A 24373-nucleotide genomic window follows, 5' to 3' on the forward strand; every position below is an offset into this window, starting at 1 on the left:
GGCTACATGATAACCACCCCTCCCCCGCGTGGGCGGATCTTCAGTGCGTGCGATGCCGGTCCGCGTGTCCGCAGCCGGTGCGTCCGCGACGACGCGCCGCCATACGGAATTGTGTTGGTGCGTGCTCCATGATCGGGAACAATCGCCGGAATGGACATGCGCGCCCTTCTCGCCCGGATCGATCCGCTGGCCGCACCGGCCCGGCGGCGGGTCCTCGCCGACACCGCCCGCGCGCTGGCCGGTACTCCGGAGCTCACCGCCTTGCTCGCGGAGCTCGATGCCGTCCCCGGACTTCCCCGCACCTGGGCGGCGATGATGGCCGTCATCGCCGGCGACGACACGCACCTGCGCCGCAGCCTCGTCTCGGCCGATGCCCTCGTCGCCGGTCTGGCCATGAGCCACTGCGCCCGCCGCGGCCGGCATTTCGACGTCCTCACCGCGGCGCTCCCGACCGCGCCCCTCGCGTGGCGGCACACCCTCTACCGCGCCGTGCGCGCCACCGGTGCCACCGAGTGGGCTCAAACTCTCCTTCCCCTGGTGCGCATCCGCTTCGGGGACCACGAGGCAGCCGCCGTGCTGCCGGCGTGCGAAGCCCGCACGGTGACGGCCTTGTTGCCGGAACTGGACTTCGCCGTGCCCAACCTCGCCGCGCTGGCCCGCCGGCACCCCGCCGTCGTGCTCGCGCACCTGCGCCGGCGGCTGACCGAAGCCGGCGACGCCGGCCGCAACGCCACCTGGGCGCGCTTCGGGCCCGCGCTGAAGCACCTGGTCCGGCACGACCCCGTCCAGCTCGTCGACCTGCTCTCGCGCTCGGGACCGCTGACCGGGCTCCCGGCCGGCACGAACCGCTGGCTGGCCACGGCAATTGCCGCCGATCCGGACCGGGTTGCCGCGATCCTCGCCGATCCCACGCGGCAGATCCGGTTCCAGCCGGGCCGGAGCACGGAACGGTCCCTGCGGCGGGCAACGGACGAGTCTCTCACTTCGCTCGCGCGCACTTGCCTCACCGACGTGACGCGGTTGACGGCGTTGGTACGCGGGCTCCCACCCGGCCGGCGCGCCACCGTCCTGAGTGGAGCGTTGGGCGAACGGAACCTGCAGCAGGCCGGTCTGCCGATGACGATGCTCGACGTCCTGCCGTGGCGGTCCCGGCACGAGCAAGCCCGCCGGTTGCTCGCCACTCGCCAGGTGGCCGACCACCCCGATCTGCGACGGCAGGCGACCGCCCGGCTGCCGTGGCCGGAAGCCGAGCCCCTCCTGCGCGACGCGATCGCCCGGCCCACCGCCGCGGAGCGAGCCCTCGGCTACCCGCTGCTGATCGGCGCGGCGGCCGCGACCCGGGACCCGGACGTCGTCGCCGGCCTGCTGGCGTCGTTGACCCGGCTGGCCAACGAGCAGGACCCGGTCCGCCACGCCGCGCTCGCCGCCGTCGCCGCGATCCCGGGATGGCTGCTGCGGTCGGCCGACCCGGCCACCCTGGTCAAGCTGGCCACCGACGCCGTCCAGGCCAGGGACGCGTCTTGGGGTACCCGGCAAGCGGTCGGCACCACCGCCGTCGACCTCGTCCGCCAAGGCACACTCGCGATGCGGCCCGGCTTGGTCGAAGGCGGCCTGCGGATCTTGGAGCTGTCCGGTGGCCACGCGCACACCCTCACCCTGCACCGGCTCGACCGGTCTTTGCCTCGCGGCGCCGAGCACGCCGTGTGGTCCGCGCTGCGGCCGCGCATCGCCTCCGACGCTCGCGCCGGCCGCTACGACCTGGTCCTGTCACTGGCCGCTGGACTGCACCGACGGGCATGGACGATGCCCGACCTGCAGACCGTCGTCGGCGAAGCGACCGGCGCGGCCGATGACAACACGGTCCACCGAGCTCTTCAGCTGTGGCTGGCCCCGCCCGCGACCCGCGACGAGCGCGTCGAGGCCGTGCTGCGGCGCGACTCGTCCACGATCACGGTGACCGCCGTGGCGAACGCGGTCAGCGGACGCCGGACCGACCTGCTCGACCGGGTGCTGGATCGACCGCCGCGCGGCCGGTTCGCCACCCGCGGCGTCCGCCTGGTGCCGACCTTCGGCGGGTCGCTGCGGCACTGGCTGCCGCGCCAGGTCGCCCGCTACGCCGAGGTGCTGGCCGACCTCGCCACCGCGCCCCGCAAGCCGGTCTGGGAGCGGGTCTCCGCTGTGCGGCGCCTGGCGAGCCTGCCCGGCGCCCGCATCGAGGACGTGGAGCCGTTCCTCCAGGACGGCGAAGTCGCCGTGGTCGAGGCTGCACTGGCCGGGCTGAGCCGGACCGACCGGCCCGGCGCTGCGCTGGGCATCTTGCTTGGTCACGCCGACACCGACCGCGCCCGGGTCGCGGTGTACGCGGCCGGCCGGGCCGCCCGGACCATCCCGCCGGCCGAACTGGGTGCCGCACTCCGGCCGGTGCTGGCCGGCAAGAAGGTGACGTCGCGCAAGGAGGCGATCCGGCTGCTCGCCGAGCACCGCGTGCCCGGCGCGACCGGCGAACTGGCCGCGCTGTGGGCCGACCCGGAGCTGCACCGCGACCTCCGCCGCGCCATCGTGTCGGCCGCGCGCCGGCTGCTCGACGACGAACGGGCGTGGCAATGGCTCACCGAAGCAACCGGTATGACCGCGGTGGCCGCGGCGGTGAATGAAGCCGTCCCGCTGACCATCGCGGAGCAGCACCGCGCACGCTACGGCGCGCTGGTGCGAGCCGTGGCGGTCAACGCCGACTCGGACACCGCGCGGATCGGCTTGGCCGCCTGGCCCGCGTGGAGCCTCTGGGACCGCGAAGGACCTGCCGCGCTGGTCACCCTGATCGGCGACCTGACGAGCACCGCGACTTGGCGGTACGCGGTCGAAGCGGTGCTCACCGCGTGCGCGGTCACCGGCGATCCGGCGCCGGTGCACGACGTCGTCACGACGCTCGTCGAGAAGGCCGACGTGGTCGTCGCCGGGCGGGACCAGCCTGCGCGGCAACGACTTCGCCTGTTCCTCGTCCGCCTCGCTGCCCGCCTGGACGCCAGTGGCGAGGCGATGCGCACCGCGGTGGAGCAGCTGTCCACGACGCTGGCGGAACGGGCGCAGTACCGAACGGACGCGCTACTGCTCGCCGTCAGCGCCCTGCCCGGCCGCGGCGACCTGCTGCCGGCGCTCCGCCGGATCGCCGCCCTCGCCGACCGTCCCGCACCGGCTTGGCAGGCGGCGGACCGGCTCGCGGCCTGGCTCGCCGGCCACGATCCGGGCCGCTCCGAACTGTTCGGCACCGCTCAAGGCCTCACGGCAAGCCCGGCGGAGGCGTTGCTGGCAGCGAGCATCGCGAGCCAAGCGGGCCCCCACGCCGGCTGGCCACGTCCGTGGCGCGAACTGGTGTCCGCACTGCGCAACGATTCCGACGCCGACGTCCGCGAACGCGCATCGCAGATCTTCTTCGCTCCGGAGTAACGGGCCGAACGCGCAGAAACTGCCTTTGAGAAGGGCACCCACGTCCATGACGCCCGCCTGGCTACTCTTTGATCTCATGGGCGCACCGGATCTCATCGCGATCGACCACGACACCTACCACGCCGAGCATGTCGGCCGCACGGCTGACGGTCGGCAGTTCTTCCTGACCACGCCGTTCGAACCGGCTGCGAAAGGCCCGGGGAACGAGTTCGTCGCCCTGTTCCTGTTCGACCAATCCGGACGGTTGCTGGAAGCCAAGATCGACGAGTTCGGGCCGCGAGCCCAAATGGATCGGGACCACCGCCAGAGTCGATATGAGGCCAGGCTGCGGGAACTCGGCCAGGTCACTTTCACTCGAATCGAGGTCGCACCGTTCGCTGTCGAGCGGTTCGGCACCACCTTCGGTCTCATCCCCCGGCCCGGCGACGAGGAGGACGATCCGTGGTGGGTGGAGCTACGTCCAGGCAACTACATGGCGTTCACCGAGCCCTGGGACAGCGGCAGGTACGACACTTGAGCGGCGAGGCCCTGGGTGTGCGGCGACGCTGTCCACACCGCCTTCCCGACCGGCGGTAACGACGCGAACACCGCCCTCCGCTACGCCGCTACCTGACTTAGGTGTTCTGTCCGGGAAGGTTTCGAGTACGGCGCCGAAGCTCTGCGCCACAGCCTCGACGCGCTCTCTCCCTCGCCCGACAACCAGGAATCAGCCTGACATCGCGATCCACGACGCACGCACATGCCAATGAGCCGGGGGTCGTTCGGGAGGTTCGCCGACCAGCCGGTGCTGAGCGGCCAGGCGACCCAGTACATGTGGTGGCACTGGCGCGTGCAGCACCGGTGGGTGCCCGCGCCGCCACCACCTCCGCCACCGCCACCCGCACCGCCGCTCGTCCTGACCGGTGACCTGCTGTTCGACTTCGACTCGGCGACCATGCGGCCCGAAGCCCGAGCGGTGCTGGCCGCCGCGATGCCGGCGCTGCGGGCGAGGCCGTCGACGGACATCGTGGGGCACACGGACTCCCGAGGGACCGACGAGTACAACCAGAGGCTTTCGGAGCGACGGGCGGACGCCGTGGTCGCGGCCCTCGTCGCCGAGGACGGGTCGCTCGCGGGCCGGCTGCACGCGTCCGGGCGCGGCGAATCGAAGCCGGTCGACACCAACGACACGCCGGCGGGCCGCCGGCGCAATCGCCGGGTCGCGCTCGTCTCGACGCCGTAATCCCAGCCCGCGGGCAGCCGTCGTTTCCTCGTGAAGCGGCGGCGCGGGTTATCGTTTGGGCGTTGAACGGCCGGCCTGCTCGGAGCGCATCGCGGACATGAGGCGGTCCCGCAGGGCGGGAAAGTCCTCGACGAGGGCGGCGGCCGCGGCCTGAGCGGCGTGTTCGGGGTCCGCTGCCGGCAGGTAGTCGGTGGCCCTGCCCAGTGCGGCCGTCAGGCGCAGCAGCTCGTCTTCGGTCTCGTCGACCAGGTCGCAGACCTCGGCGCCGCAGAGCAGCGCGGCCTCGTAGAGCGCCGAGTGGAAGGCGCGCTCCGCCCGGCGCAGCAAATCTGGCCAGTCGTTGGCGGCGACGTGGATGTCGCGGAAGAGTATTCGCTTGTCGGCGGTCCACCGGGTGAGCTCGGTGTACTCGCGCTGCGCCGACTCCTGCGAAACTGACCTCGCAGCGTCAACCACGCGGCGAGGGTGCTCGCGCTCGGGGCGGCACCTAGTACTTTCGGCCGAGTACTTTCGGCCGATGTCCGGGCCCGCAACCCCTTCGTAAGACGTGGGCCATTTCGGGGTTCTTGCCCTGGAGCCGGTTTCGCCGCCAACCACCGACCTACTGTGGCGGTGCTTGGTGATCTTGAACCGGAACCGAAGAGGGGAACCACCTTGCCCGTCCGAACCGGAATTCTCGGCAGAACCCTCGCCGCGGCGGGGACCGCCGCGGCTCTCGTGCTCGCCACCGCCGTTCCCGCGGCCGCGGCCGCGCCGTCCACCGTCGAGCAGGACGTCGCGCAGCTCTACCAAGATGTCATCGATCTTTACAACGGCTTGCCCGACAGCGCTCTGCGTGGTGTGGACCGGCTCATCGAGTCGCCCGTTCCGCGGATCGGTCCGCGGAGCCGGGCCGCGGCCGGCCCGATTCCGGGCTGCACCGAGGGTTCGCTGCTGACCTACGCGAACAAGCTCGCGGCACAGCTCACCCCGCTCGAAGGCCAAGCGCTCGACGCGTTGTCGGGCCTCAGCCAGCTTTACGTGCAGGGTGTCGCCTCCGACAAGACCCCGCAGGTCTTCGGCAGCGACGGCCAGTACACCCCGCGCGCCACCACCACGATCGACAAGCTGCGTGCCTTCTGGGACATCGAAAGCTGGAACATCCAGCTCGTCGCCTGGAAGGGCACCGATCTCGGCAGCCAGGCGAAGATGGCGCAGACCTTCAGCCTCGGCCTCGCGCCGGCGAAGGTGAAGGACGCCGCCGCGCTCGCCACCAAGGTGCTCTACGAAGTGCCGGCCATGCAGGGCGGCCGCAACCCGCTGATCACCCTGAACGCGTTCTCCGCCCCGGCCGGCAGCCTCGGCGGCAAGCGCGTGGCGCTCGGCGACGGCCTGCTCGACACCGTCAACATCCTCGGCTTCGACGACGTTTCGGTGGAGTCCGTCGTCGGCCACGAGTACGGCCACCAGGTCGACTTCGCGCACGAAAACTACCCGCGCAACGAGTCCTCCGAGATGGGGCCGGACGCCTACGGCGGCTACTTCGTCGCGCACGCCAAGGGCTTCGCGTGGGACGCCCGCACCCAGCAGGAGGTCACCTACCTGGACGCCTCCATCGGCGACTGCTACCACAGCCACGGCACGCCGGACCAGCGCAAGGCCGCCGGCGCCTGGGGTGAGAAGCAGGCGACGAGCCAGGGCAACCCGAACCGGATCGTCCCGTCCGCCACGATGATCGAGAAGTTCCAGAAGGAATACCCGAAGCTGATGCCGCCTGCCCCGTCGCAGGTGGCCGCGGCTCGCGGCTGAACGACGACGGGCCGGCTCCCTCGCTTCGGGGGAGCCGGCCCGTTTTGTTCAGCCGGCGAGGGTCTGGGTGATCTGACCCGTCGTGTCCGAAGTGGACTTGCCCCGGCTTCGGCCGTGAGCCTCGACGACGTGTTGTTCAGCGCCCAGGTCCATCCACAGTGGACTGACCACCGCACGAGCCGGCCGGAATCGCGGCCGTCCGGACCTCAGGACGGCCTACGCACCGGCGCCACGACCCGGGTAATGCCGTCGTCCGCCCGGCGGTCTCGGGCAGCGAGGGCGCGGACTGTCACCACCGCCTACCCGTTCGGTCGATTGCCGACGATCGGTTGACCGGCAAATAATTTCCGGTAGTCGATACTTTCAGTGAGGAGCCGAAGTGGAGCCGCCGTTGGGGCTCGACCCGGACACGGCAGATCTCGTCCGGCCGTACTTCCGCACCCATGGACGTACGCGGCCCACGCGCACGCTCCCCGTCGAAACACTCATCTCGGCCACCGAACGAGGCCGCACCCCGGAGCACGCCTGCTCCCGCGAAGAGGCCGCGATCTGCCTCCTGTGCCGCTCCTCGCAATCGGTCGCGGAAATCGCGGCGTACCGGCGGATTCCCCTGGGCGTCGCACGGGTCCTGGTGTCCGACCTCGCCGACCGGGGCCTGGTGGCCGTCCAAGACGCGCAGCTCGCCCCCGGCGATCGTCCCAGCATCGACTTCATGGAGCGGGTTCTTCGCGGTCTTCACGCGATGACGTGACCACCGGGTGCGGGCACGTCGACGAGCGTCACCCGCACTCCCGACGCACGAATCGCCGCCACGCTGCCCGCGTCGGCCGATGAATCCGTGATCAGCTCGTCGACCTCGGTGATGTCCCCGATCCGCGCCAGCGTTCGCTTGCCGAGCTTGCTGCCGTCCGCGATGACGACCACTCGTTGCGCACGGGCGAGCATCGCGCGGTTCGTTCGCGCCTCGTTCTCGTCGTGGGTGGTGATGCCGCCCGCCGCGTCGATGCCGTCGACTCCGATGAAGGCCGTGCCGATGTTGATCGACGCCAGCACCTGCTCCGCCCACGGGCCGACGAGCTCGTAGGACCGCGGACGGGAGACACCGCCGACGACGACGAGCTTCACCCGGGGCCGCAGCACGATCTCCATGGCCGTGTTCAGCGCGTTGGTCACCACGGTGAGGTCCGCGCGGTCGGGCAGCTCCTTCGCCAGTTCGCCCGTGGTCGTGCCGCCGGTCAGCGCGATCACGTGCGGCCCCGCGGGGAGCCGGCGCACCGCCTGCCGGGCGATCGCGCGCTTCGCGTCCCTCGACCGCCCTTCCCGGTACCGGACCGGCAGCTCGCCGGCCACCCCCTGGGCCAGCGCGCCGCCGTGGGTCCGGGTCAGCAGCCGCTGGTCCTCCAGCGCCGTCAGGTCCCGGCGCAGCGTGGCCTCGGAGACGCCGAACCGGCGCGCGAGCTCACCGACGCGCAGGCGGCCCGTTTCGCCCAGTTCGCGCACCATCTCCGCCATCCGCTCGGACCGGGGCGCACGCCCACGGGCCCGCACATCAGCAAGGTCCATAACTGCACACTATACAGGTTTTCGCGCACTTTCGCGCATCGATCCGACAACTCACCAGCGGCAACGCGGCAAACGAACATCCGCGATGCTCGTTTGCGCGGAAACTCTTGCTCACCGGTCACGGCACGACGTACCACTTGGCGGAGCCGGCCGAACCGGCCGCGACCCGAAAGGTGATGTGGGTGGAGCACGAAGAGCAGCCGGACGAAAGCCGCACCGCCGCCGAGATCCGGCAGCAACCCGGCACGTGGCCCGAGGTGGCGCGGACCGTCGCCGCCGCGCGGGCCGACATCGAACGCCTGCTCGGCGACGCGCTCGTCGACCCGCGGACCCGGATCGTCCTGACCGGCGCGGGGACCTCGGCCTACATCGGGGAAGTCGTGGCCCCCGACCTCGCCCGGCACCTCGGCCGGCCGATCGAGCCGATCGCGACGACGGACATCGTCGCCGACCCGCGCTCCGTCGCCGATGACCGGCCGGTGCTGCTGGTGTCGTTCGCCCGCAGCGGCGACAGCCCCGAGTCGTCCGCCGCGGCCGATCTGCTGCAGCGGTTCACTCCCGCGCTGCACCACATCGTCATCACCTGCAACCCCTCCGGCGCTCTGGCCCGGCGCTGGGCGGACGCCAAGAACGCGGTCGTGGTGGCGCTTCCCGACCGGCTGAACGACCGCGGCTTCGCCATGACGTCGTCGTTCACCGGCATGACGCTGGCCGCCCTGCTGGCCCTGGGCCTCGAGGTCGACGTCGACGCCGCCGCCCGAGCCGCGGAAGACGTCCTGGACTCCGCGACGAGCCGGGCGGAAGCGGTCGCCGCCGCCGATCCGGCGCGGCTGGTCTACCTCGGCTCCGGCGCGTTCAAGGGGCTCGCCCGCGAAGCCGCGCTGAAGTGCCTCGAACTCACCGCCGGCGCGGTCGTCGCGGTCGCCGACACCCCGCTGGGCTTCCGGCACGGCCCCAAGTCGGTCCTCGACGAACGGACCGTCGCGATCGTCTTCCCGTCCGGCGATCGGTACACCCACCGCTACGACGAGGACATCACGCGCGAACTGGTGGAGGCCCTGGGAGCCGGGCGGGTGCTGGTAATCGGCGGCGACGACGGTGACTGGCCGATCCCCGGAACCACGCGGCTGCCCGACTCGCTGCGGGCCATCGTGGCGGCCATCCCGGCGCAGTCGATCGCCTTGGCGTGTTCGCTCGCCCACGGCCTGACTCCCGACAACCCGTTCCCCGGCGGCGAGGTCAACCGCGTGGTCCGGGGCGTCGTCATCCACGAATACCCGGAGGGCTGAGCCATGTTCCTCGGTGTGGACGGCGGCGGGACGAAAACCGCCTTCAGCCTGATCGACGCGCGGGGACGCCTCGTCGCGGAAGCCCGCACGGCCGGCATCTACTACCTGCAGCAGGGCATCGGCATCGTCGAGCCGCTGCTGCGTCAGGGAATCGGCGAGGTCTGCGCCACCGCGGGCATCGAGGTCGCCGGCCTCTCCCACGCCTTCTTCGGCATTCCTTGCTACGGCGAGATCTCCGCCGACGTCCCGGTGCTCGACGCGCTCCCCCGGCGGATCCTGGGCGACGTCGGCTACGCCTGCGGCAACGACATGATCTGTGGCTGGGCGGCCTCCCTCGGCGGCGCGGACGGGATCAACGTCGTCGCGGGCACCGGGTCCATCGCCTACGGGGAACACCGGGGACGGCGGTGGCGGGCCGGCGGCTGGAGCGAGCTGTTCGGCGACGAAGGGTCCGGCTACTGGGTCGCGGTCCAGGGTCTCGGCGCGTTCTCCCGGATGAGCGACGGGCGCCAGCCGGCGAGCGCGCTGGTCGAAGAGATGCGCCGGACGCTCGGGGTGCGCACCGACCTCGACGCCATCGACATCGTGATGAACCGCTGGCACGGCGATCGCGGGAAGATCGCGGACCTCAGCAAGGTCGTCACCCGCGCCGCGGAGGCGGGCGACCCCACCGCGGCCGTCATCCTCGGCCGCGCCGGCCGGGAGTTGGCCCTGCACGTCGAAGCCGGTGCCACCGCGCTGGGGTTCGAGCCGGGGCAGGCCGTGCCGGTCTCCTACTCCGGCGGGATGTTCGGCTCGGCCCACCTCCTGGGTTCCTTCCGCGAGGCGCTCGAGCACGGCGGCCACGGCTACGAACTGCGCGAACCCCTGTTGCCCCCGCACGTCGGCGCGGCGGTCTACGCCGCCCGGCTGGCGGGCCACCCCATCCCGCTCGACCGGATCTCCGCCGTCCCCAGCTTGGAGGGGTTGTCATGAGCGCATCGAAGCGCCGCGCCGCCTGGATTCCCTACGCCGGCCTGCTGGTCCTGTTCTGGGGCGTCTGGGGCGCGTTCTCCAGCCTGCCCACCTCCAAGTACGGCTACCCCGACCCGATGGTCTACGTCATCTGGTCGATCACCATGCTCATCCCCGCGTACTTCTCCCTGCGCGGGCGGAAGATCGACCGCCGGCCCATCGCCGCGGTCTACGGCCTGCTGATCGGCCTGACCGGCGCCGGCGGGCAGCTGGTGCTGTTCAAGGCGCTCACCATCGGCCCGGCCTACATCATCTTCCCGATCGTGGCGCTCTCCCCGGCGATCACCGTCTTGATGGCCTTCGCGGCCCTGCGGGAACGGCTCACCGCGCTCAGCTGGATCGGCGTCGGCCTCGCGCTGGTCGCGATCGTCCTGTTCTCGGTGTCTTCGGGCGACTCGCAGGAAACCGGCGGGACCTATCTGTGGCTGGCGATCGGAGTCTGCGTCGCCTGGGGCGTCCAGGCGTACTTCATGCGCAAGGCGGCCGTCGTCGGGGTCAACGACGCGACGACGTTCGGCTGGATGACCGTCAGCGGGCTCCTGCTGATCCCGGTCGCGCTGATCATGATGGGCGGCCTCCCCCTGTCGTTCCCGTGGCAGGCTCCCGCGTTGACCGCGATCACGCAGCTGCTCAACGCCGTGGGCGCGTTGTTCCTCGTGATGGCCATGAGCCGGGGCAAGGCCACGATCGTCGCGCCGATCACCAACGCGCTGGCGCCCGTGCTGACCATCGTGCTCTCGCTGATCGTCTTCCGGACCCTGCCGAGCGGGTTCCAGGTCGCCGGCATCGTGCTCGCCCTCGTGGGCTCCTCGCTCATGGTCTACAGCACGGAGAAGAGCGGCGAAGAGCCGGCCGCTGCCCCCGCGCGGGAAGCCGCGTCGTGACCAGGATCCTCACCGTCACCCTCAACCCGGCCATCGACGTCACCTACCGCGTGGCCGGGCTGGCGGTCGGGGAGACCGTCCGGGTGACGGAGGTGCGCAGCCGCGCGGGCGGCAAGGGCGTCAACGTCGCCGCGGTGGCCCGGCAGCTGGGCGGCGACAGCCTCGTCCTGGCGTTGTCCGGACGCGCGGAGCCGGACGAGTTCCGGGCCGGCCTCGACCGGCTCGGGCTTCCCCACCGCCTGGTCCCGGCGCTGGCCGCGGTCCGCCGGACCGTGGCCGTGGTGGCGGACGACGGCGTCACGACGAGCCTGCAGGAGCGCGGCACCGCCGTGGCGGCCGGGACCCGGGACGAGGTCGTCGCGGCCTTTCGCGCCGAGCTGGCGGCCGGTGTGGGAGCCGTGGTCATCTCCGGGAGCGTGCCGCCCGGGCTCGGCGACGAGGTGCCCGCCCGGCTGGCGCGGCTCGGCGCCGAAGCCGGCGTCCCGGTGATCGCCGACGTCTCCGGCGCCGCTTTGCGCGCCGCGGCGACGACGGGGAGCGTGCTCGTGCCGAACCGTGACGAACTGGCCGAACTGTCCGGAACCCGCCTCGACGTCCTCGCGGCCGGCCGGCGGCTGGTCCGGGACGGCGCCGCCGCCGTGGTCGCCACGCTCGGCGAAGAGGGCGTGGTCGCGGTGACCGCCGACCGCGAGTTCGTCGTCCGGCCGGTCGAAAAGGTCGTCGGCAACCCCACCGGCGCCGGCGACGCGGCCGCCGCCGCGCTCGCCCGCCACCTGGCGGCCGGTGTGTCCACAGTGGACTGGCCCGCCGCGCTGGCCGACGTCGTCGCGACGTCGGCCGCCGCCGTCCGGTGCCCCGTCGCGGGCGAAGTCGATCTAGAGGCCCGGGCCGGCTGGCTCGACGCACTCGCCGTGAAGGAGACCGCGTGAACACCGACGCCCCCGGCATCTTCACCGGCTTGCGAGGGGCGGTCGGGGCGTTCAACGCGATCCTCCTGGAACACGCGGAGGCCATCGTGGCGGGCGCCGAGCAAGCCGGCCTTCCCGTCATCCTGCAGATCTCCCAGAACGCCGTCCGCTACCACGGCTCACTCGACCCGTTCGGCGCCGCGTGCCTGAGCATGGCCGGCGCCGCCTCCGTGCCGGTGCTGGTGCACCTCGACCACATCGAGGACGAGACCCTGGTCCACCAAGGGCTCGCGCTCGGCATCCGGTCGATCATGTTCGACGCCGCGAGTTCGGCGTACGAGGAGAACGTGACGCGGACCCGCGCGGTCACCGAGCGCTGCCACGCGGCGGGGTGCTGGGTGGAGGCCGAACTCGGGGAGATCGGCGGCAAGGACGGCGCGCACGCACCCGGCGTCCGGACCGACCCGGCCGAAGCGGCCGCGTTCGTCGCCGCGACCGGCGTCGACTCCCTCGCGGTGGCCGTCGGGTCGTCGCACGCGATGGCCGGCCGCGACGCCGTGCTGGACGACGACCTCATCGGCCGGCTCGCCGGCGCCGTGCCCGTGCCGCTGGTCCTGCACGGCTCGTCCGGGGTCCCCGACGACGGCGTCCGCCGGGCGGTCGGGCGCGGCATCCGCAAGGTCAACGTCGGCACCCGGCTCAACCAGGTCCTGACCGGCGCGGTCCGCGCGACGCTCGCCGAGCGGGAGAGCCTGACCGACCCGCGCCGGTACCTCTCCCCCGGCCGCGACCGGATGCGTGACGAGGTCGCGCGGCTGGTGCAGCTGCTGGCCGGTGCCTGAGCCCAGGCACGCCGAACAGCGGCCGCGAGCCTCGTCGTGGCGCCGGCGTCCACCGACCTCGGGTCCTCAGCGGGGCAGGACGAGGTGATCGGCGACGGCGTACAGCTCCGCCTGCCCGCCGCCCGAGACGGCGACCGGCGCGTCGTGGACCGCCTTGAGGATCCAGAGCGTGCGGTAACCCTTCTCGTCCACGTAGCGGGTCTCGTGTCCCTGGACCGGTTTTCCCGCGGTACCGCGCACCTGGCCGGCCTCGTCGCTGCGCACCGAGACCGGCGGCAGGACGCTGCACGTGCCCACCGAGTAGCCCGTGCGCAGACCGCTCGGACCGATCGGGCCGCCCTTCTCGACGTCGAACGCGCACATCCGCAGGCCGTCGGGCAGCTTGCCGAGGCCGAACGCCGGGGTGACGGTGGTGTTGCCCGGGAAGGTGACGTTCTCCGCGACGCGGCGGCCCGCGTCGATCAGCTGCTGCGCCGGCGCCGTGCTGCCCGGCTGCGCGGACACGTTGACGTACAGGGAGCCGCCGTCGGGGTGGGTCAGGTACAGCTCGTAACCGCCCGGGCCGCCGGAGTGCGAGCTCTCCACGCCGGCGCGCCCGCCGATGGTGACCGGCCGGCCCGGACCGGACTTGAAGGCGGCCTGCTCGATCGGCATCATCCGCATTTCCTGCACGTCCACGAGCAGGACCTGCCGCCCGGAGGTGACGGTCAGCATGTACTCGCCGCCGTACACCGGCTTGTCGGGATCGGCCGCGCTGCCACCGATGTTGATCCGGCGCGCGAGGTAGTCGGCCTGGCCCGGCGGCAGCCAGCCGAGCGAATAGGGCATGTTCAGCTCCGCGATGGCCGGCTTGACCGGTGCCGCGACGGGCGCCGGACCGGTGCCCGTGGCCACCTGGTTGTCGCGGGTGGGCCGGTTCAGCGCGACGACGGCGACCGCGGCCAGGACGAGCAGGACCACCCCGGCGCCGGCCGCGAGCGGCGGGCTCACCACGGCGCGCTTGCGGTCGAGGCGCTGACGCGTGGCCGCCAGCACCTGGTCGCTGTCGGGAGCGTCGGGCTCGTGGGCGGTGAAGGTGTCCTTGATCAGGTTCTCGATGTCCATCAGCTCTCCTTCGCCTGAGCCATCCGGTCGATGTCCAGGCCGTGTCGCAGGGTCGTCAGGGCTTTGCGGGCGTGGGCCCGCACGGTGGCCTGGGCGCAGCCGAGCAGGTCGGCGATGTCGGCGTCGGCGAGCTGCTCGTAGTACCGGAGCACCACGACCGCGCGCTGGCGGCGGGGCAACCGCGCCAGGCGCTGCCACATGTCCTCGCGTGCCGCGTGGTCGGAGGCGAAGTCATCGAGGCGTGCCTCGTCGGGTGGGTCGCCGACGGCGATCAGGCGCGCCGACCGGCTGCGCCGCCAGGACAGGTAGTCGTTGGTCACCATCCGCAGGACATAGCGGTCGGGGTGCTCGGCGTCGCTGACCCGCGACCACCGTCGGTACGCTTTGACCAGCACGTCCTGCACCAGGTCGGCGGCCTGTTCCCGCTCGCCGGTCAGCATCGTCGCGTAGCGCAGCAACCGCGGCAGGTGCGCCCGGACGAAGTCCTCGTAGTCAGCCATCACTATGAAGACTGCTGTCCCGCGCGATCCGTGTACCGCCACGCGGAACTTTCCTTGAGAACTCGGGCACGAACCACGGGAGGAAGCTCGCGAAGAACGTCAGTGCGCCGACGCCGATCCCGCCGACGCCTTGACCCTGACGCAAGGTCAACCCCGCAGGATGACTGCCATGACCACAAAAGCCAGCCGGTTCGAAGTCCACCACGACGGCGTCACGATCCCGGTCTCCCGTGGCGGCCGGGGACAGCCGCTGGTCCTGTGTCCCGGGCTCCTCACCACCCAGGCCGACCTGCACGAGCTGATCGACCTGCTGCGCCGCGACTTCGACGTGGTGACCTTCGACCTCAGGGGCCACGGGCTCTCCTCGCCCGCCGACCGGTACACCTTCGAGGCCTTCCTCGGCGACCTCGGCGCCGTCGTGACGGCGCTGGGACATCGCTCGCCGCTCCTCGTGGGACATTCGCTGGGCGCGGATCTGGCCGTCCACTACGCCGCCGCGCATCCCGGTGCGGTGGCCGGGCTCGTTCTCGTCGACGGCGCGAACCCGGTACCCGAACCGTTCGTCACCGACGCCGACCTGCCGGACTTCCGCGCGATGGCGGAGGAACTGCAGCACGAGCTCAAGCGCGCCAAGGACACCCCGCATCAGGTGCTCCTGACCGCGCAAGACTTCCTGGACCTCAACCTCGAGATCGAGGTGGTGCGCTCCGGCATCCTCGACCGGTACCGGGAGATCGACCGCCCGATCCACATGATCATGTCGACCGCGATGGCGGGCAACAGCAGTGATGCACGCACGCGGTGGCGCAACCAGAACTGGCGGGCCGGCATCGAGCGCCTCGTGCGCGAGCGGCCGCACGTCGCCACGTCGTGGCTCGACGCCGACCACCGGCTCGTCGTCACCCACGCTCCGGAGATCGCCCGGCTGGTCCACGACACGCGGACAGCGAGGACACTGGACCGATGCTGACCATCGGCGAACTGGCGTCGTACGCGGGAGTCACCGTGCGCGCGGTGCGGCACTACCACGCCAAAGGGCTGCTGCCCGAACCCGAGCGCGACCACTCCGGCTACCGCCGGTACGACGCCGGCGCCGTGGTCGAGCTGATCAGGATCAGAACCCTCGCCGAGGCAGGAGTCCCGCTGTCGCGGGTCAGGGAGTTGCTCCAGGCCGGCGACGAGGAGTTCGGCGCGGCGGTCACCGACATCGACAAGCGGCTGCGGGCGGAAATCCGGCAGCGGCAGCGGCATCGCGAGCGGATCCGCCGCCTCGCCTCCGGAGACAGCCTGGCGTTGCCCGCCGAGGTGGTCCAGATCCTCGACCGGCTGCGCACGCTCGGCGTCGACGAGCGGATCGTCCGGGTCGAGCGGGACGGCTGGATCCTGCTCGCCGCGCACTCACCCGAGCGGATCCCCGAGTGGGCGGCCCGCAAGCGGACGCAGATCACCGACCCCCCGCTCATCGACTTCTACCTGACCTTGGGACAGGCCCTCGACCGAGCCGACAGCGATCCGGAACTGGTCCACCTGGCCGACAAGCTGGCCGCCTACATCACGCACATGGCCGAGGACGGTGGCAGCGACACCGACGTCGAGCCACCGTTCGCCGAACTGATGGACACGTTGGCCTTCGACACCGCCCCGCCGGCTCGCCGGCTGGTCCAGCTGCTGAGAACGCGCGGCTGGACCGGCTGGACGAGGCTCGAACACGTGGTCCCGACACCAGCCGAAGGCGCCACCCGGCCTCGGTGAGGGAGCCCCTCGCTTGTGCCGCGACGCAGCTCGACATCGTCCGCTCATGCCGCCGAGCGCGCTCAGCGAGATGCGCTCATTCCGCTCTTCCACAGCGCACGAAACTTAGAGCCGGACACTGTGGTAAGGCCGGGTTCGGTGAGGTCAAGGGCCTGATCGGTGAGCCCGCCAACATCATTCTCCAGGTGCCGCCACCAGTAACAGTGAGCGGCCCCGGACGAACCCATCTCGATCTGTCTGATGGCCACTGCCTCGCCGTTGACGACGACGGCCTCCCACAGCCAGCGAGCTCCCTTGTCGACCAGGCCTTCGTGATCGACGTACTCGAAGTACTGACGAGGTTCGGGGCTGTCGTCCAAAGCCCGGTACCACGCGACGGTCGCCCGGAACGCGGCCTCCGTCTCCGGCGGCCAGCGACGTTGCACCGCCAGACAGCGGCAGTGCGCCTCCACGTCCGCCGGAAAATCGTTCACCACCGGAGTATTCCATCGGCGCCACGCCCCGCGCACAGGCTCCGCACGGTCATACCGACGAGCGGACATGACAGGGCTGCTTCGTCGACGCAGCTCGCCGCTCGGCGGAGTAGCCGGACCCACCGCGCTCGCCGGTGTCGGCTCACAACCGTGCGGCGTGCAATGGCAAGCTGAGCCGCGTGCGACGAGTCGATGAGCTGGCCGACCTGGTGGGATGGACCGGAACGGCGTCAGCCGAGCTGAGCTGGCAAGACGTCGCGGGGTCGGTGAGAGTGCAGTACCCGGCGACCTACCGCGAGTTGCTCGACGTGTTCCCGTCTGGCGAATTCGCCGACGGGATCCGCGTGATCTCACCGGTGCAAGACACCGGCACCTTGGAGCTGTTCCGGACGAACGCCGAGAACTGGTACAGCTACTTCACCCACGCCCGGGACATCGCTCCCGAGACGTTCCCGCACAAGTTCCACCCCGAGTTCGACGGCCTCATCCTCTGGGCCATCGACGACGATCACTGCTACTTTTGGGACCCCTCGGGGGGTCGCGACCCGGACACCTGGCCGATCGTCTTCCTGGAGAACACCGGGCCGAGCTGGGGAGCCTACGACGGTTCGGCGGTCGACTTCCTCTTCGACGTCATCACGGGGAACTTCCAACACGAAGCCTTGTACTCGGACTGGGAAGATGCTCCGAAAACCTTCTATCCCACCAGGTTCATGGGTCACTAGCGGCGCAGACCTTCGCGCCCCGTCGGCCCGACGTCCGGTCATGCCGACGACCGGTTGTTGGCCCGAACTCACGTTACCTCCAGCCGGCACATGACGAACTTCGTGACGGACCTCGCCGTGTTGCTAGTCCCCACCGCGTGAACGAAGACGTCCAGCCAAGCGCCTGCGCGAGTCCGGAGGGAGCCGCGGACCGGCCGGCTCCGCTCACCGGGATGCTTCGCGCAATACCGAACCAGCTCCAGCACGTCGTCGACATCGTCCACGTGGACCATGGCCCGAAGACTGCTGTTCGCCGGCACCGGAACGTCGATGTGCGCGAAGTCATCGCTCGTGACGACGACCGCCTCGTGCACCACGTCCACCACCATGAGAGGGTCGGTGACGATCGCCGCGAAGGCGCCGAGCTGCCGCATCAATGGACCGGACACGGCCCGGTGCACCTCGCTCAGACCTACGTTCGCCGAGAAGCCGGCGTAGTAGCTTCCGGATTTCCGGCGTCCGACCGCTCGGACGCCCCGAAGCGACCCCATGGCGACGTGCCGCTGTGCCATGAACATGATCACCGGCTCGTCGATCTCCGCGTCGCGGAAGTCCTGCATCAGCGCGGCGATCGCCACCCGGAACTCGTCGGTCAGGACGCTGTCCATGAACCGGTAGGGATCACGGCCGCTCGCGCCACCGTGCCAGTCTGCGCTGGGCGGCTCGACTCCGTAGAAGCGTGGTGCCTCTTCGCCCCACCAATGGCGCAGCAACGCGCCGCCGCCCGGCGCCGGCTCGTCCCATTCCCACACCGCGATCGGCGGCCTCGCCGGAAATCGCTCTCCGGTCGGGACGTAGCACGCCTGCAGCGCCACGAGCGAACCATCACGGCCACCCAATGCCGGTTTGACCCCGACGTCGAAGGCGTCGTAGCCGAAGTGCATTGTCTCCCGCTGCTCGACGCCGGTCTTGCGAGCCCTTTCCATCATCGGTGCGACGATTTTCCGGACGGCCAGATCGGCGTTGTTCAGCGAAACGCCGGTGTAAAGGACATCTCCGATCGCGTAAAGCAGGCTCTCTTCGTCGAAGACGAGCCACTGACCCTCGTGGCGTCTGCTCTTCGGGTTTCTCGTGGTCACGACCACTCCCCAGGACTGATGAAGCTGTGGTGCGGCCCGCGGTTCGCCCGGCTGCCTGCTCAACCGGACGATCCCGTCAGACCGGGTAAACGCTCGAAGGCACCGCTGGCCCCGAACTGGGGCGAGTGTGAAATAGCGAGGCATCGTCGAATTGCTAAAACATCGCGCCCAGAGACTCGTCAGCTCAGCGACGCATCGCGCGACACGGCTCAAGCTCCGAAAAGCGCGGATTTCCGCCGCGCGGACGCGAGGCTCGTCTCCCGGCAGAATCCGGCACTTGCGCCGGTCCCGGTGGCTACACGGGTATGAAGCGTGCTCATCAAACCCCTCCCCTGGGTACCGCCCTCACGTCGTGTCGAGAGCCGAGCCGGACAAGCCTAAGCGATCAAGCCGTCGCAGGTATAGACCAAACGGGTGGACCTCGAACACGTGAACCACGGGCCGTAGAACCACAACGGTGACACGTCCCTCCGAACGGACCTGTTCTGCGGCGACCGGGGGCGGGTAATGTTTCCCGCGGCGCGTGATCTTCGGCGCGCCGGTGGCCCACTCTCAGTTCCCGAGGTGTGGCTGGCTCTCCGCACCGCGGCCTTCGGCCGCGTGCGTCGAAACACCAGCAAGCGGCAGTCGTTGTCGGCACGCGGTCGACAGCGCGGACTGCCGTCCACGTTCGCGAGAACCATCGGGTGGAGCCGGAAGGCTCCGAGGGGAGTCACCTTTCCATGCGACGAAAGTCGTTACGGCACCTTGTGCTGCGCACAATCACCATCACCTCCACCGCCGCGCTGATCGCGGCGGTTCCGGCCACCGCGTCCGCGACCCCGGAACCGGCGCACCACGGGGTGCCGCTGCCGGCGTCCTGGACCCCGCCGGCCAACGTCAACCGCACGCCGACCGGCATTCCGGCCGACCGGCTCCCGGCCAGACCGGCACAGACGGCTCCGAGATCGGCACAGTCACCGCGAACGGTGACCTGCGCGATGGAGGGGCAGGTCGGGACCCAGCCGTGGTTCGCGATGGACCGCTACCCCATCTCCGACCGCACCGAGCTATTGGTCAACCGGGCCAACGGCAACGCCGTGCTCACCGACCGCGAGCTGACGGTCAAGGGCACCGGCCTGGACATGTCCTTCGACGCCACCTACAACAGCCAGGACGCGTGGGGCAACGAACTGGGTGGACATTGGACGGTCTCGGCCGGGCACGACATCTACCTGCGGGTGATGCTCGGCGAGGTCATCGTCCGGGACGCGACCGGGTACTGCTCGGAGTACACGCAGAACGCCGACGGCAGCTACACCACGCCGTCCGGCTCGCACGCGACGCTGACGAAGCTCGCCAACGGCACCTACCACCTCACCCAGGACGACTCGGGCCAGGTGTGGTCGTTCACCGGTGACGGGCAGCTGTCGTCCCAGGCCGACCGCAACGGCTACGCCATCACCTACCGCTACAACGCCGACTATTCGCTGGCGTCGATCACCGACACCCAGGGCCGGGTCACCACCCTCAACCGCGACAGCGACGGGTGGCTGCAGTCGGTGACCGACCCGACCGGGCAGGTCGCCGCGTCCTACAGCTGGAACAGCGGAGGAATGGCCATCACCAACCGAGCCGGGGACAAGATGAGCTTCGGCCTCGACGCCGACGGCCACATCACGTCCTTGACCACCACGCTCGGGCGGGCTTACACCCTGACCTACGACGCGAACGGCGCTGTGACGCAGGTGGCCGAGCCCAACTACGACGGGGTAGCCAGCACCACCGGCTACGCCTACGGGGCCGGCACGACGACCGTGACCGACCCGAACGGCCACAAGACGACCTACACGTTCGACAGCGACGGCCGGCAGACCGAGGCCACCGACGCCCTCGGTCACAGCCGCGCCCAGTCTTGGTCCGCCCACGGTGACGTCGCCTTGCTGACCGACGGGCTGAAAAACTCCACCACCTACGACTACGACCCGCTCAACAACCTCAAGGGCGGCAAGCTGCCCACCGGGGCATCGATGAGCGCCGGTTACACCGACACCGCCCACCCACACCTGCCCACCCAGATCACGGACTTCTCCGGTAACACGGTGACCAGCAGCTACGACACGTTCGGCAATGTCACAGCGGTGCACTCCGCCGCGCTCAACGCCGATGTCGCCCGGTACACCTACGCGCGCGGCCTGGTCGCCTCGGCGATCGACGGGAACGGGCACACCACCGCCTACGGCTACGACACCGCCGGCAACCTCACCACGGTCACCCCGCCGCTGCCGCTGAAGCCGACCACCTACACCTACGACTCGCTCTCGCGAGTCACCAGTGTCACCGACGGCAACGGCGTCAAACTGGTCTACGGCTACGACAAGCTCGACCGCGTCGTCTCGGTCGCCAAGGCCGACGGTACCGGCCTGGCCGCGTACACCTACGACAAGACCGGCAACCGCATCGTCGCCCAGACCGCGGGCGCCACGCTGGCCAACAGCTACGAACGACGCCTGCTGACCCGCGTCGTGCGCACCGCGGGCACGGCCACCGGTACTGCGACCTACCACTACGACCGCGCCGGCAACGTCACCGCCGTCGACGACCCGACTGGCTGGATCTACTACGGCTACGACGCCGCGAACCGGCTGACTTCGGTCAAGGACCAGGCGGCCAAGACCACCACTTACGGCTACGACAACGCCGACCACCGCACCTCGGCGTCGCTGCCCGGCGGCACCACCGAAACCATCACCCTGGACAAATCCGCCCGCCAAACCGGTATCACGGTCAAGAACCCGACCGGAACCGCGGTGTTCTCGACGTCCTACCGCTACACCCGCCTCGACGGCACCGACACCGGCCAGATCCAGTCCCGCACCGACGCCACCGGAACAGCGGACAACACCTACGACGGGTTCGGGCGCCTCACCAAGGGCGGCAGCCGCACTTACGCTTACGACAACGCCGGCAACATCACCGCCGGCGACGGCCACACCTACACCGTCAACAACGCCAACCAGATGACCAAGATCGACACCACGACCGTCGGCTACGACGGCGCAGGGAACCTGACCACCACCAACCCCGGCGGCCAGGCGAACTACAGCGACACCAACCAGCTGACCTCGGTCACCTCCGACACCGGCACCCCCCTGTTCACCGCGTCCTACGACACCCTCGACCAGACCCAGCCGGGGTCGATCACCGAACAGTCCGGGTCGAGCAGCACGACGCATGTTTTCACCCGCACCGCGCTGGGCATCTCACGCACCGTGGACAACGGCGCGAACACCACCTACGCCCACGACGTCGACAGCACCCTCACCGGGCTCGTCGACACCGCGGGCAAGCACCATAACGCCGTCACCGACCACCAGGGCAGCGTCCTGGCTCTCGTCGACGACAGCGGTACGGTGACGGCAACGTATGGCTACACGCCCTACGGCTACAACACCAGCATCACCGGCGCCGCGGGCTCGGCCAACCGGCTGCGCTGGCTCGGCAGCTACCAGCTGGCCAGCAGCGAGTACCTCACCGGCTACCGCCACTACAACCCCGCCTACAACCGCTTCACCCAAACCGACCCCACCGGGCAGGAAGCCAACAGCTACGCCTACGGCCAAGGCGACCCGATCAACCGCACTGACCCCACCGGCACGGTGTCGGCGGGCTGCGTGAACGCCGGCGCGACCGCGGCCTTCGGCCTGCTGGCCACGGCGGGAATCTGGGCCGCCAGTGTGGCCACCGGCGGCATCACAGCGCCCCTCGCGGTGTCGTCGTCCTTCGCCGTGGTGGGTGCGATCGGCGGCACGGCGCTCAACTGCCGCAACGGCTAGCCGAACCAACCAGGACAAGAGAGGAACCGAACTTGATGAGCAAGTCCGTGAGCATAGCTTTCACCGGGTTTTCGGCAGCGGTGCTCATTGCCCTCGGTGTCGTGTCGATCATCTGGCGCAATCCCGTTTCCATCATCATGACGGTTCTGTTTGTGATTCCGTTCGTTATCTCGGTGATCACCATCAAACGTAATTGGGCTAAGCTGGAGTGAGCCTGGTTGTCGCTGGCTACCTGACGGGTCCAGTGGTGCCGTCAGATGGCCTAGTGGTGGTCCCCTTCACCGGGTGAAGGGGACCACCACTAGCTGCGCCGCTCGGCCGTCACACACACGGGCAAGCGCGGCGCTGACGTAACCCGTCATCCGCGCCAACACCCACCGCAAAAGCTTGCTCTCTCTCGCGCGCGGTACGTCCGGTCCAGCTCGGACCGTGCTGCCGGAACTACCCGGCCGGTTCATCGAGGCGATTAAGCGCGTCGCGAAAGTTACCGCTCTGGTGGAGGCCCGCCAGCGCGACGATCATGTGATCCAGGCCGGACTCGCGGACGATCAGACCGTCGCAGCACCAGAAATGACCACCCCGCCGTACTCTCCAGTCTCAACCCATTCCGACATAAGACGTTCGACCTCAGCCAGCGTGAAGATCGTCGCGCTCCAGCGAGAGCCGTCAGGCAAGCGAACTTCGACATCGACGTTCTCCACCGCCTCGATTCGTTCGCCACCGCCGACCATGAAGGTCACCTCGAAGACCGAGGTCCTGACTCGGTAGAACGGCCCGTCCCAGCCTCGAGCGATAACTGCGAACTCCGCACCCTCCACGAGGAAAGAGCCTATCCCGCTGCTGTCTTCTCATGCCGGTGATCGGTCGTTCGCCAGGACGCACGCTCATGCCGACGAGCGGGCGTTAGAGTCGGTTGGTGGATGATGCTTCATTCCGGACGACGTTCTTGGTGGCGAAGGCGGCCGAATTCTGCGGTCTCCTCAAGCCGGGCGACTGGCCGGACGTCGCAGTCAGCCTGCTGCTGGAAGGCAACGACGATCCCGAGATCGCCGAGCTGGCCGGCCTGAGCCGACGAGCCAGCGGCTGGGACACCGATCCGCTGGTAGCCGCCGCGTGCGACCGGCACGGAATCTTGGTGCCCGGGCGAGGTACGACAGTGGACCTCGTCGCCCGGTTGATGGCGGACGACCTTCGTGCCCGGCCGGCCGCGGTGACCGGGCCGATGATCCGCCTGCTGGCACGGCTCGCACCCCCGGACTTCGAGTCGGACCTGGCCAGTCGATGCTTTGCCGCGGAGGAATACCTGGACTGCGGCTGCGGCGAGGATGACCTTGGTTTCGAGGCGGAACTGCAAACGATGCCGACGCTGGGGCTACCGGAACCCGTCGTGCAGGCACTCGCGCGGCCACTACGTTCTACTCTTCCCGTGATTCAGCCTCCTCACGGGCATCACGGTCACTGATCGCACGCAAGGTCCGAGCCCACCAACGGGGCCGCAGCGACGCACTCACATGCTGAGAAGCGGATGGCCGAGGCGACGGATGGATGGCAAAGGCTGCAATTCATGCTTCTGACGCCATACTCGTGAAGGCTGTGGGCAGCGTGATGCCTCGTCAACGTCCTCCGCCCTCGATCGAGCGTAAGGCCTCAATCGGTGTACGGCCCGTTGCCTCAGCCAGGGCGGTGACAGCCGCTGCCGCCAGCGCGGTCAGGTTCAACGCTGCCAGCGCTGCGTCCTGTCGGACGGCGGCCTCGGTGATGTTGTGGACATTCGCGTCCTCGTCGGCGAGGTAAGCGGCCACCCCCTCGACAGCAGCACTGCGCTTGACTGCCCGCCTCCTTCGTTCGTTGCTTGGCATTCGGCAAGTATCCTCGCCGGCGTCCGCTCATGCCGCGTAGAGGTCGCACGCAAGCCTTGAGACGTTCGACAAC

The 24373-nt window shown here is 70.1% G+C and carries 24 protein-coding genes; 16 read left to right on the forward strand and 8 right to left on the reverse strand.

Going from position 1 to position 24373, the window contains the following annotated elements; all coding sequences use genetic code 11:
• Positions 1 to 150 precede the first annotated feature (150 nt).
• From BLV96_RS43820 to BLV96_RS43830, 3 genes are all read left to right on the forward strand, one after another.
• Positions 151 to 3444: a hypothetical protein gene (locus tag BLV96_RS43820; protein ID WP_091390340.1), complete on the forward strand. Its 3294-nt coding sequence runs from the start codon at positions 151 to 153 to the stop codon at positions 3442 to 3444.
• A 46-nt stretch (positions 3445 to 3490) separates the two neighbouring features.
• Entirely contained in the window at positions 3491 to 3961 is a 471-nt protein-coding gene (locus BLV96_RS43825; RefSeq protein WP_244180933.1) for a hypothetical protein, read from the forward strand.
• Between the two features lie 228 nt (positions 3962 to 4189).
• A complete protein-coding gene (locus tag BLV96_RS43830; RefSeq protein ID WP_158104177.1) occupies positions 4190 to 4666 on the forward strand; it encodes an OmpA family protein in 477 nt (158 codons plus the stop codon).
• A 48-nt stretch (positions 4667 to 4714) separates the two neighbouring features.
• Here the strand turns inward: BLV96_RS43830 and BLV96_RS43835 are convergent, their stop codons facing one another.
• Entirely contained in the window at positions 4715 to 5122 is a 408-nt protein-coding gene (locus BLV96_RS43835) for a hypothetical protein (RefSeq protein ID WP_086678532.1), read from the reverse strand.
• A 198-nt stretch (positions 5123 to 5320) separates the two neighbouring features.
• Here BLV96_RS43835 and BLV96_RS43840 point away from each other — a divergent pair, with 198 nt between their 5' ends.
• Both BLV96_RS43840 and BLV96_RS43845 read left to right on the forward strand, forming a co-directional pair.
• On the forward strand, positions 5321 to 6454 hold the full coding sequence (locus BLV96_RS43840; RefSeq protein WP_086678531.1) for a hypothetical protein: 1134 nt from the start codon (positions 5321 to 5323) through the stop codon (positions 6452 to 6454).
• Between the two features lie 379 nt (positions 6455 to 6833).
• The gene (locus BLV96_RS43845) at positions 6834 to 7205 is read left to right on the forward strand and encodes a DUF742 domain-containing protein (RefSeq protein WP_086678530.1); all 372 of its coding nucleotides are present in this window, start codon (positions 6834 to 6836) and stop codon (positions 7203 to 7205) included.
• Here the strand turns inward: BLV96_RS43845 and BLV96_RS43850 are convergent.
• Positions 7190 to 8017 (reverse strand): DeoR/GlpR family DNA-binding transcription regulator, encoded by an 828-nt coding sequence (locus BLV96_RS43850; RefSeq protein WP_091390343.1) that lies wholly within the window; start codon positions 8015 to 8017, stop codon positions 7190 to 7192. The genes BLV96_RS43845 and BLV96_RS43850 overlap by 16 nt on opposite strands.
• A 182-nt stretch (positions 8018 to 8199) precedes the next feature.
• Between BLV96_RS43850 and BLV96_RS43855 the strand changes: the two genes are divergently transcribed.
• Genes BLV96_RS43855 through BLV96_RS43875 form a run of 5 tightly spaced genes read left to right on the forward strand, consistent with a single transcriptional unit; the run spans position 8200 to position 12954 of the window.
• Positions 8200 to 9306: an SIS domain-containing protein gene (locus BLV96_RS43855; RefSeq protein WP_244180934.1), complete on the forward strand. Its 1107-nt coding sequence runs from the start codon at positions 8200 to 8202 to the stop codon at positions 9304 to 9306.
• Between the two features lie 3 nt (positions 9307 to 9309).
• Positions 9310 to 10281, forward strand: coding sequence for an N-acetylglucosamine kinase (locus tag BLV96_RS43860; protein WP_086678528.1), 972 nt, complete (start codon positions 9310 to 9312; stop codon positions 10279 to 10281).
• Positions 10278 to 11204, forward strand: coding sequence for a DMT family transporter (locus tag BLV96_RS43865; RefSeq protein ID WP_086678527.1), 927 nt, complete (start codon positions 10278 to 10280; stop codon positions 11202 to 11204). Before BLV96_RS43860 ends, BLV96_RS43865 begins: the two co-directional genes overlap by 4 nt.
• A complete protein-coding gene (locus BLV96_RS43870; RefSeq protein WP_086678526.1) occupies positions 11201 to 12133 on the forward strand; it encodes a 1-phosphofructokinase family hexose kinase in 933 nt (310 codons plus the stop codon). The genes BLV96_RS43865 and BLV96_RS43870 overlap by 4 nt, the downstream gene beginning before the upstream one ends.
• A complete protein-coding gene (locus tag BLV96_RS43875) occupies positions 12130 to 12954 on the forward strand; it encodes a class II fructose-bisphosphate aldolase (RefSeq protein WP_086678525.1) in 825 nt (274 codons plus the stop codon). Before BLV96_RS43870 ends, BLV96_RS43875 begins: the two co-directional genes overlap by 4 nt.
• A gap of 66 nt (positions 12955 to 13020) precedes the next feature.
• Here the strand turns inward: BLV96_RS43875 and BLV96_RS43880 are convergent, their stop codons facing one another.
• Positions 13021 to 14058 carry a hypothetical protein gene (locus BLV96_RS43880; protein WP_086678524.1) on the reverse strand — a complete coding sequence of 346 codons (1038 nt, stop codon included), beginning with the start codon at positions 14056 to 14058 and terminating at the stop codon, positions 13021 to 13023.
• On the reverse strand, positions 14058 to 14558 hold the full coding sequence (locus BLV96_RS43885) for a SigE family RNA polymerase sigma factor (protein ID WP_167379925.1): 501 nt from the start codon (positions 14556 to 14558) through the stop codon (positions 14058 to 14060). Before BLV96_RS43885 ends, BLV96_RS43880 begins: the two co-directional genes overlap by 1 nt.
• 169 nt (positions 14559 to 14727) lie before the next feature.
• Between BLV96_RS43885 and BLV96_RS43890 the strand changes: the two genes are divergently transcribed.
• Both BLV96_RS43890 and BLV96_RS43895 read left to right on the forward strand, forming a co-directional pair.
• Entirely contained in the window at positions 14728 to 15528 is an 801-nt protein-coding gene (locus BLV96_RS43890) for an alpha/beta fold hydrolase (RefSeq protein ID WP_208608491.1), read from the forward strand.
• Positions 15522 to 16310 carry a MerR family transcriptional regulator gene (locus BLV96_RS43895; RefSeq protein WP_086678521.1) on the forward strand — a complete coding sequence of 263 codons (789 nt, stop codon included), beginning with the start codon at positions 15522 to 15524 and terminating at the stop codon, positions 16308 to 16310. The genes BLV96_RS43890 and BLV96_RS43895 overlap by 7 nt, the downstream gene beginning before the upstream one ends.
• A gap of 62 nt (positions 16311 to 16372) precedes the next feature.
• On the opposite strand, the gene BLV96_RS43900 is transcribed toward BLV96_RS43895, so the two are convergent.
• Entirely contained in the window at positions 16373 to 16783 is a 411-nt protein-coding gene (locus BLV96_RS43900; protein ID WP_143051121.1) for a hypothetical protein, read from the reverse strand.
• Positions 16784 to 16917: 134 nt separating this feature from the next.
• Between BLV96_RS43900 and BLV96_RS43905 the strand changes: the two genes are divergently transcribed.
• Complete coding sequence (locus BLV96_RS43905; protein ID WP_143051122.1) at positions 16918 to 17508, forward strand: hypothetical protein; 591 nt, start codon at positions 16918 to 16920, stop codon at positions 17506 to 17508.
• A 68-nt stretch (positions 17509 to 17576) separates the two neighbouring features.
• Here BLV96_RS43905 and BLV96_RS43910 read toward each other — a convergent pair whose 3' ends face one another.
• Entirely contained in the window at positions 17577 to 18626 is a 1050-nt protein-coding gene (locus BLV96_RS43910; protein ID WP_086678518.1) for a hypothetical protein, read from the reverse strand.
• Positions 18627 to 19606: 980 nt separating this feature from the next.
• Here BLV96_RS43910 and BLV96_RS43915 point away from each other — a divergent pair.
• Positions 19607 to 22441, forward strand: a complete 2835-nt coding sequence (locus BLV96_RS43915; RefSeq protein WP_244180935.1) for an RHS repeat-associated core domain-containing protein — start codon at positions 19607 to 19609, stop codon at positions 22439 to 22441.
• A gap of 35 nt (positions 22442 to 22476) precedes the next feature.
• Positions 22477 to 22653 (forward strand): hypothetical protein, encoded by a 177-nt coding sequence (locus BLV96_RS50140; RefSeq protein ID WP_158104176.1) that lies wholly within the window; start codon positions 22477 to 22479, stop codon positions 22651 to 22653.
• Positions 22654 to 22989: 336 nt separating this feature from the next.
• Here the strand turns inward: BLV96_RS50140 and BLV96_RS50370 are convergent, their stop codons facing one another.
• Entirely contained in the window at positions 22990 to 23181 is a 192-nt protein-coding gene (locus BLV96_RS50370; protein WP_208608492.1) for a hypothetical protein, read from the reverse strand.
• Between the two features lie 176 nt (positions 23182 to 23357).
• On the opposite strand from BLV96_RS50370, the gene BLV96_RS43925 reads away from it, so the two are divergent.
• On the forward strand, positions 23358 to 23903 hold the full coding sequence (locus BLV96_RS43925; RefSeq protein WP_086678516.1) for a hypothetical protein: 546 nt from the start codon (positions 23358 to 23360) through the stop codon (positions 23901 to 23903).
• A 151-nt stretch (positions 23904 to 24054) separates the two neighbouring features.
• Here the strand turns inward: BLV96_RS43925 and BLV96_RS43930 are convergent, their stop codons facing one another.
• A complete protein-coding gene (locus BLV96_RS43930) occupies positions 24055 to 24300 on the reverse strand; it encodes a hypothetical protein (RefSeq protein ID WP_086678515.1) in 246 nt (81 codons plus the stop codon).
• Positions 24301 to 24373 lie beyond the last annotated feature (73 nt).

This window comes from Amycolatopsis pretoriensis (assembly GCF_900107925.1).
GTDB lineage: Bacteria > Actinomycetota > Actinomycetes > Mycobacteriales > Pseudonocardiaceae > Amycolatopsis > Amycolatopsis pretoriensis.

Coding starts and splice junctions, on each gene's coding strand:
- BLV96_RS43820 (WP_091390340.1), top strand. CDS start 151: ATGGACATGCGCGCCCTTCTCGCCCGGATCGATCCGCTGGCCGCACCG.
- BLV96_RS43825 (WP_244180933.1), top strand. CDS start 3,491: ATGACGCCCGCCTGGCTACTCTTTGATCTCATGGGCGCACCGGATCTC.
- BLV96_RS43830 (WP_158104177.1), top strand. CDS start 4,190: ATGAGCCGGGGGTCGTTCGGGAGGTTCGCCGACCAGCCGGTGCTGAGC.
- BLV96_RS43850 (WP_091390343.1), bottom strand. CDS start 8,017: ATGGACCTTGCTGATGTGCGGGCCCGTGGGCGTGCGCCCCGGTCCGAG.
- BLV96_RS43860 (WP_086678528.1), top strand. CDS start 9,310: ATGTTCCTCGGTGTGGACGGCGGCGGGACGAAAACCGCCTTCAGCCTG.
- BLV96_RS43865 (WP_086678527.1), top strand. CDS start 10,278: ATGAGCGCATCGAAGCGCCGCGCCGCCTGGATTCCCTACGCCGGCCTG.
- BLV96_RS43880 (WP_086678524.1), bottom strand. CDS start 14,058: ATGGACATCGAGAACCTGATCAAGGACACCTTCACCGCCCACGAGCCC.
- BLV96_RS43885 (WP_167379925.1), bottom strand. CDS start 14,558: ATGGCTGACTACGAGGACTTCGTCCGGGCGCACCTGCCGCGGTTGCTG.
- BLV96_RS43890 (WP_208608491.1), top strand. CDS start 14,728: ATGACCACAAAAGCCAGCCGGTTCGAAGTCCACCACGACGGCGTCACG.
- BLV96_RS43895 (WP_086678521.1), top strand. CDS start 15,522: ATGCTGACCATCGGCGAACTGGCGTCGTACGCGGGAGTCACCGTGCGC.
- BLV96_RS43915 (WP_244180935.1), top strand. CDS start 19,607: ATGGAGGGGCAGGTCGGGACCCAGCCGTGGTTCGCGATGGACCGCTAC.
- BLV96_RS50140 (WP_158104176.1), top strand. CDS start 22,477: ATGAGCAAGTCCGTGAGCATAGCTTTCACCGGGTTTTCGGCAGCGGTG.
- BLV96_RS43930 (WP_086678515.1), bottom strand. CDS start 24,300: ATGCCAAGCAACGAACGAAGGAGGCGGGCAGTCAAGCGCAGTGCTGCT.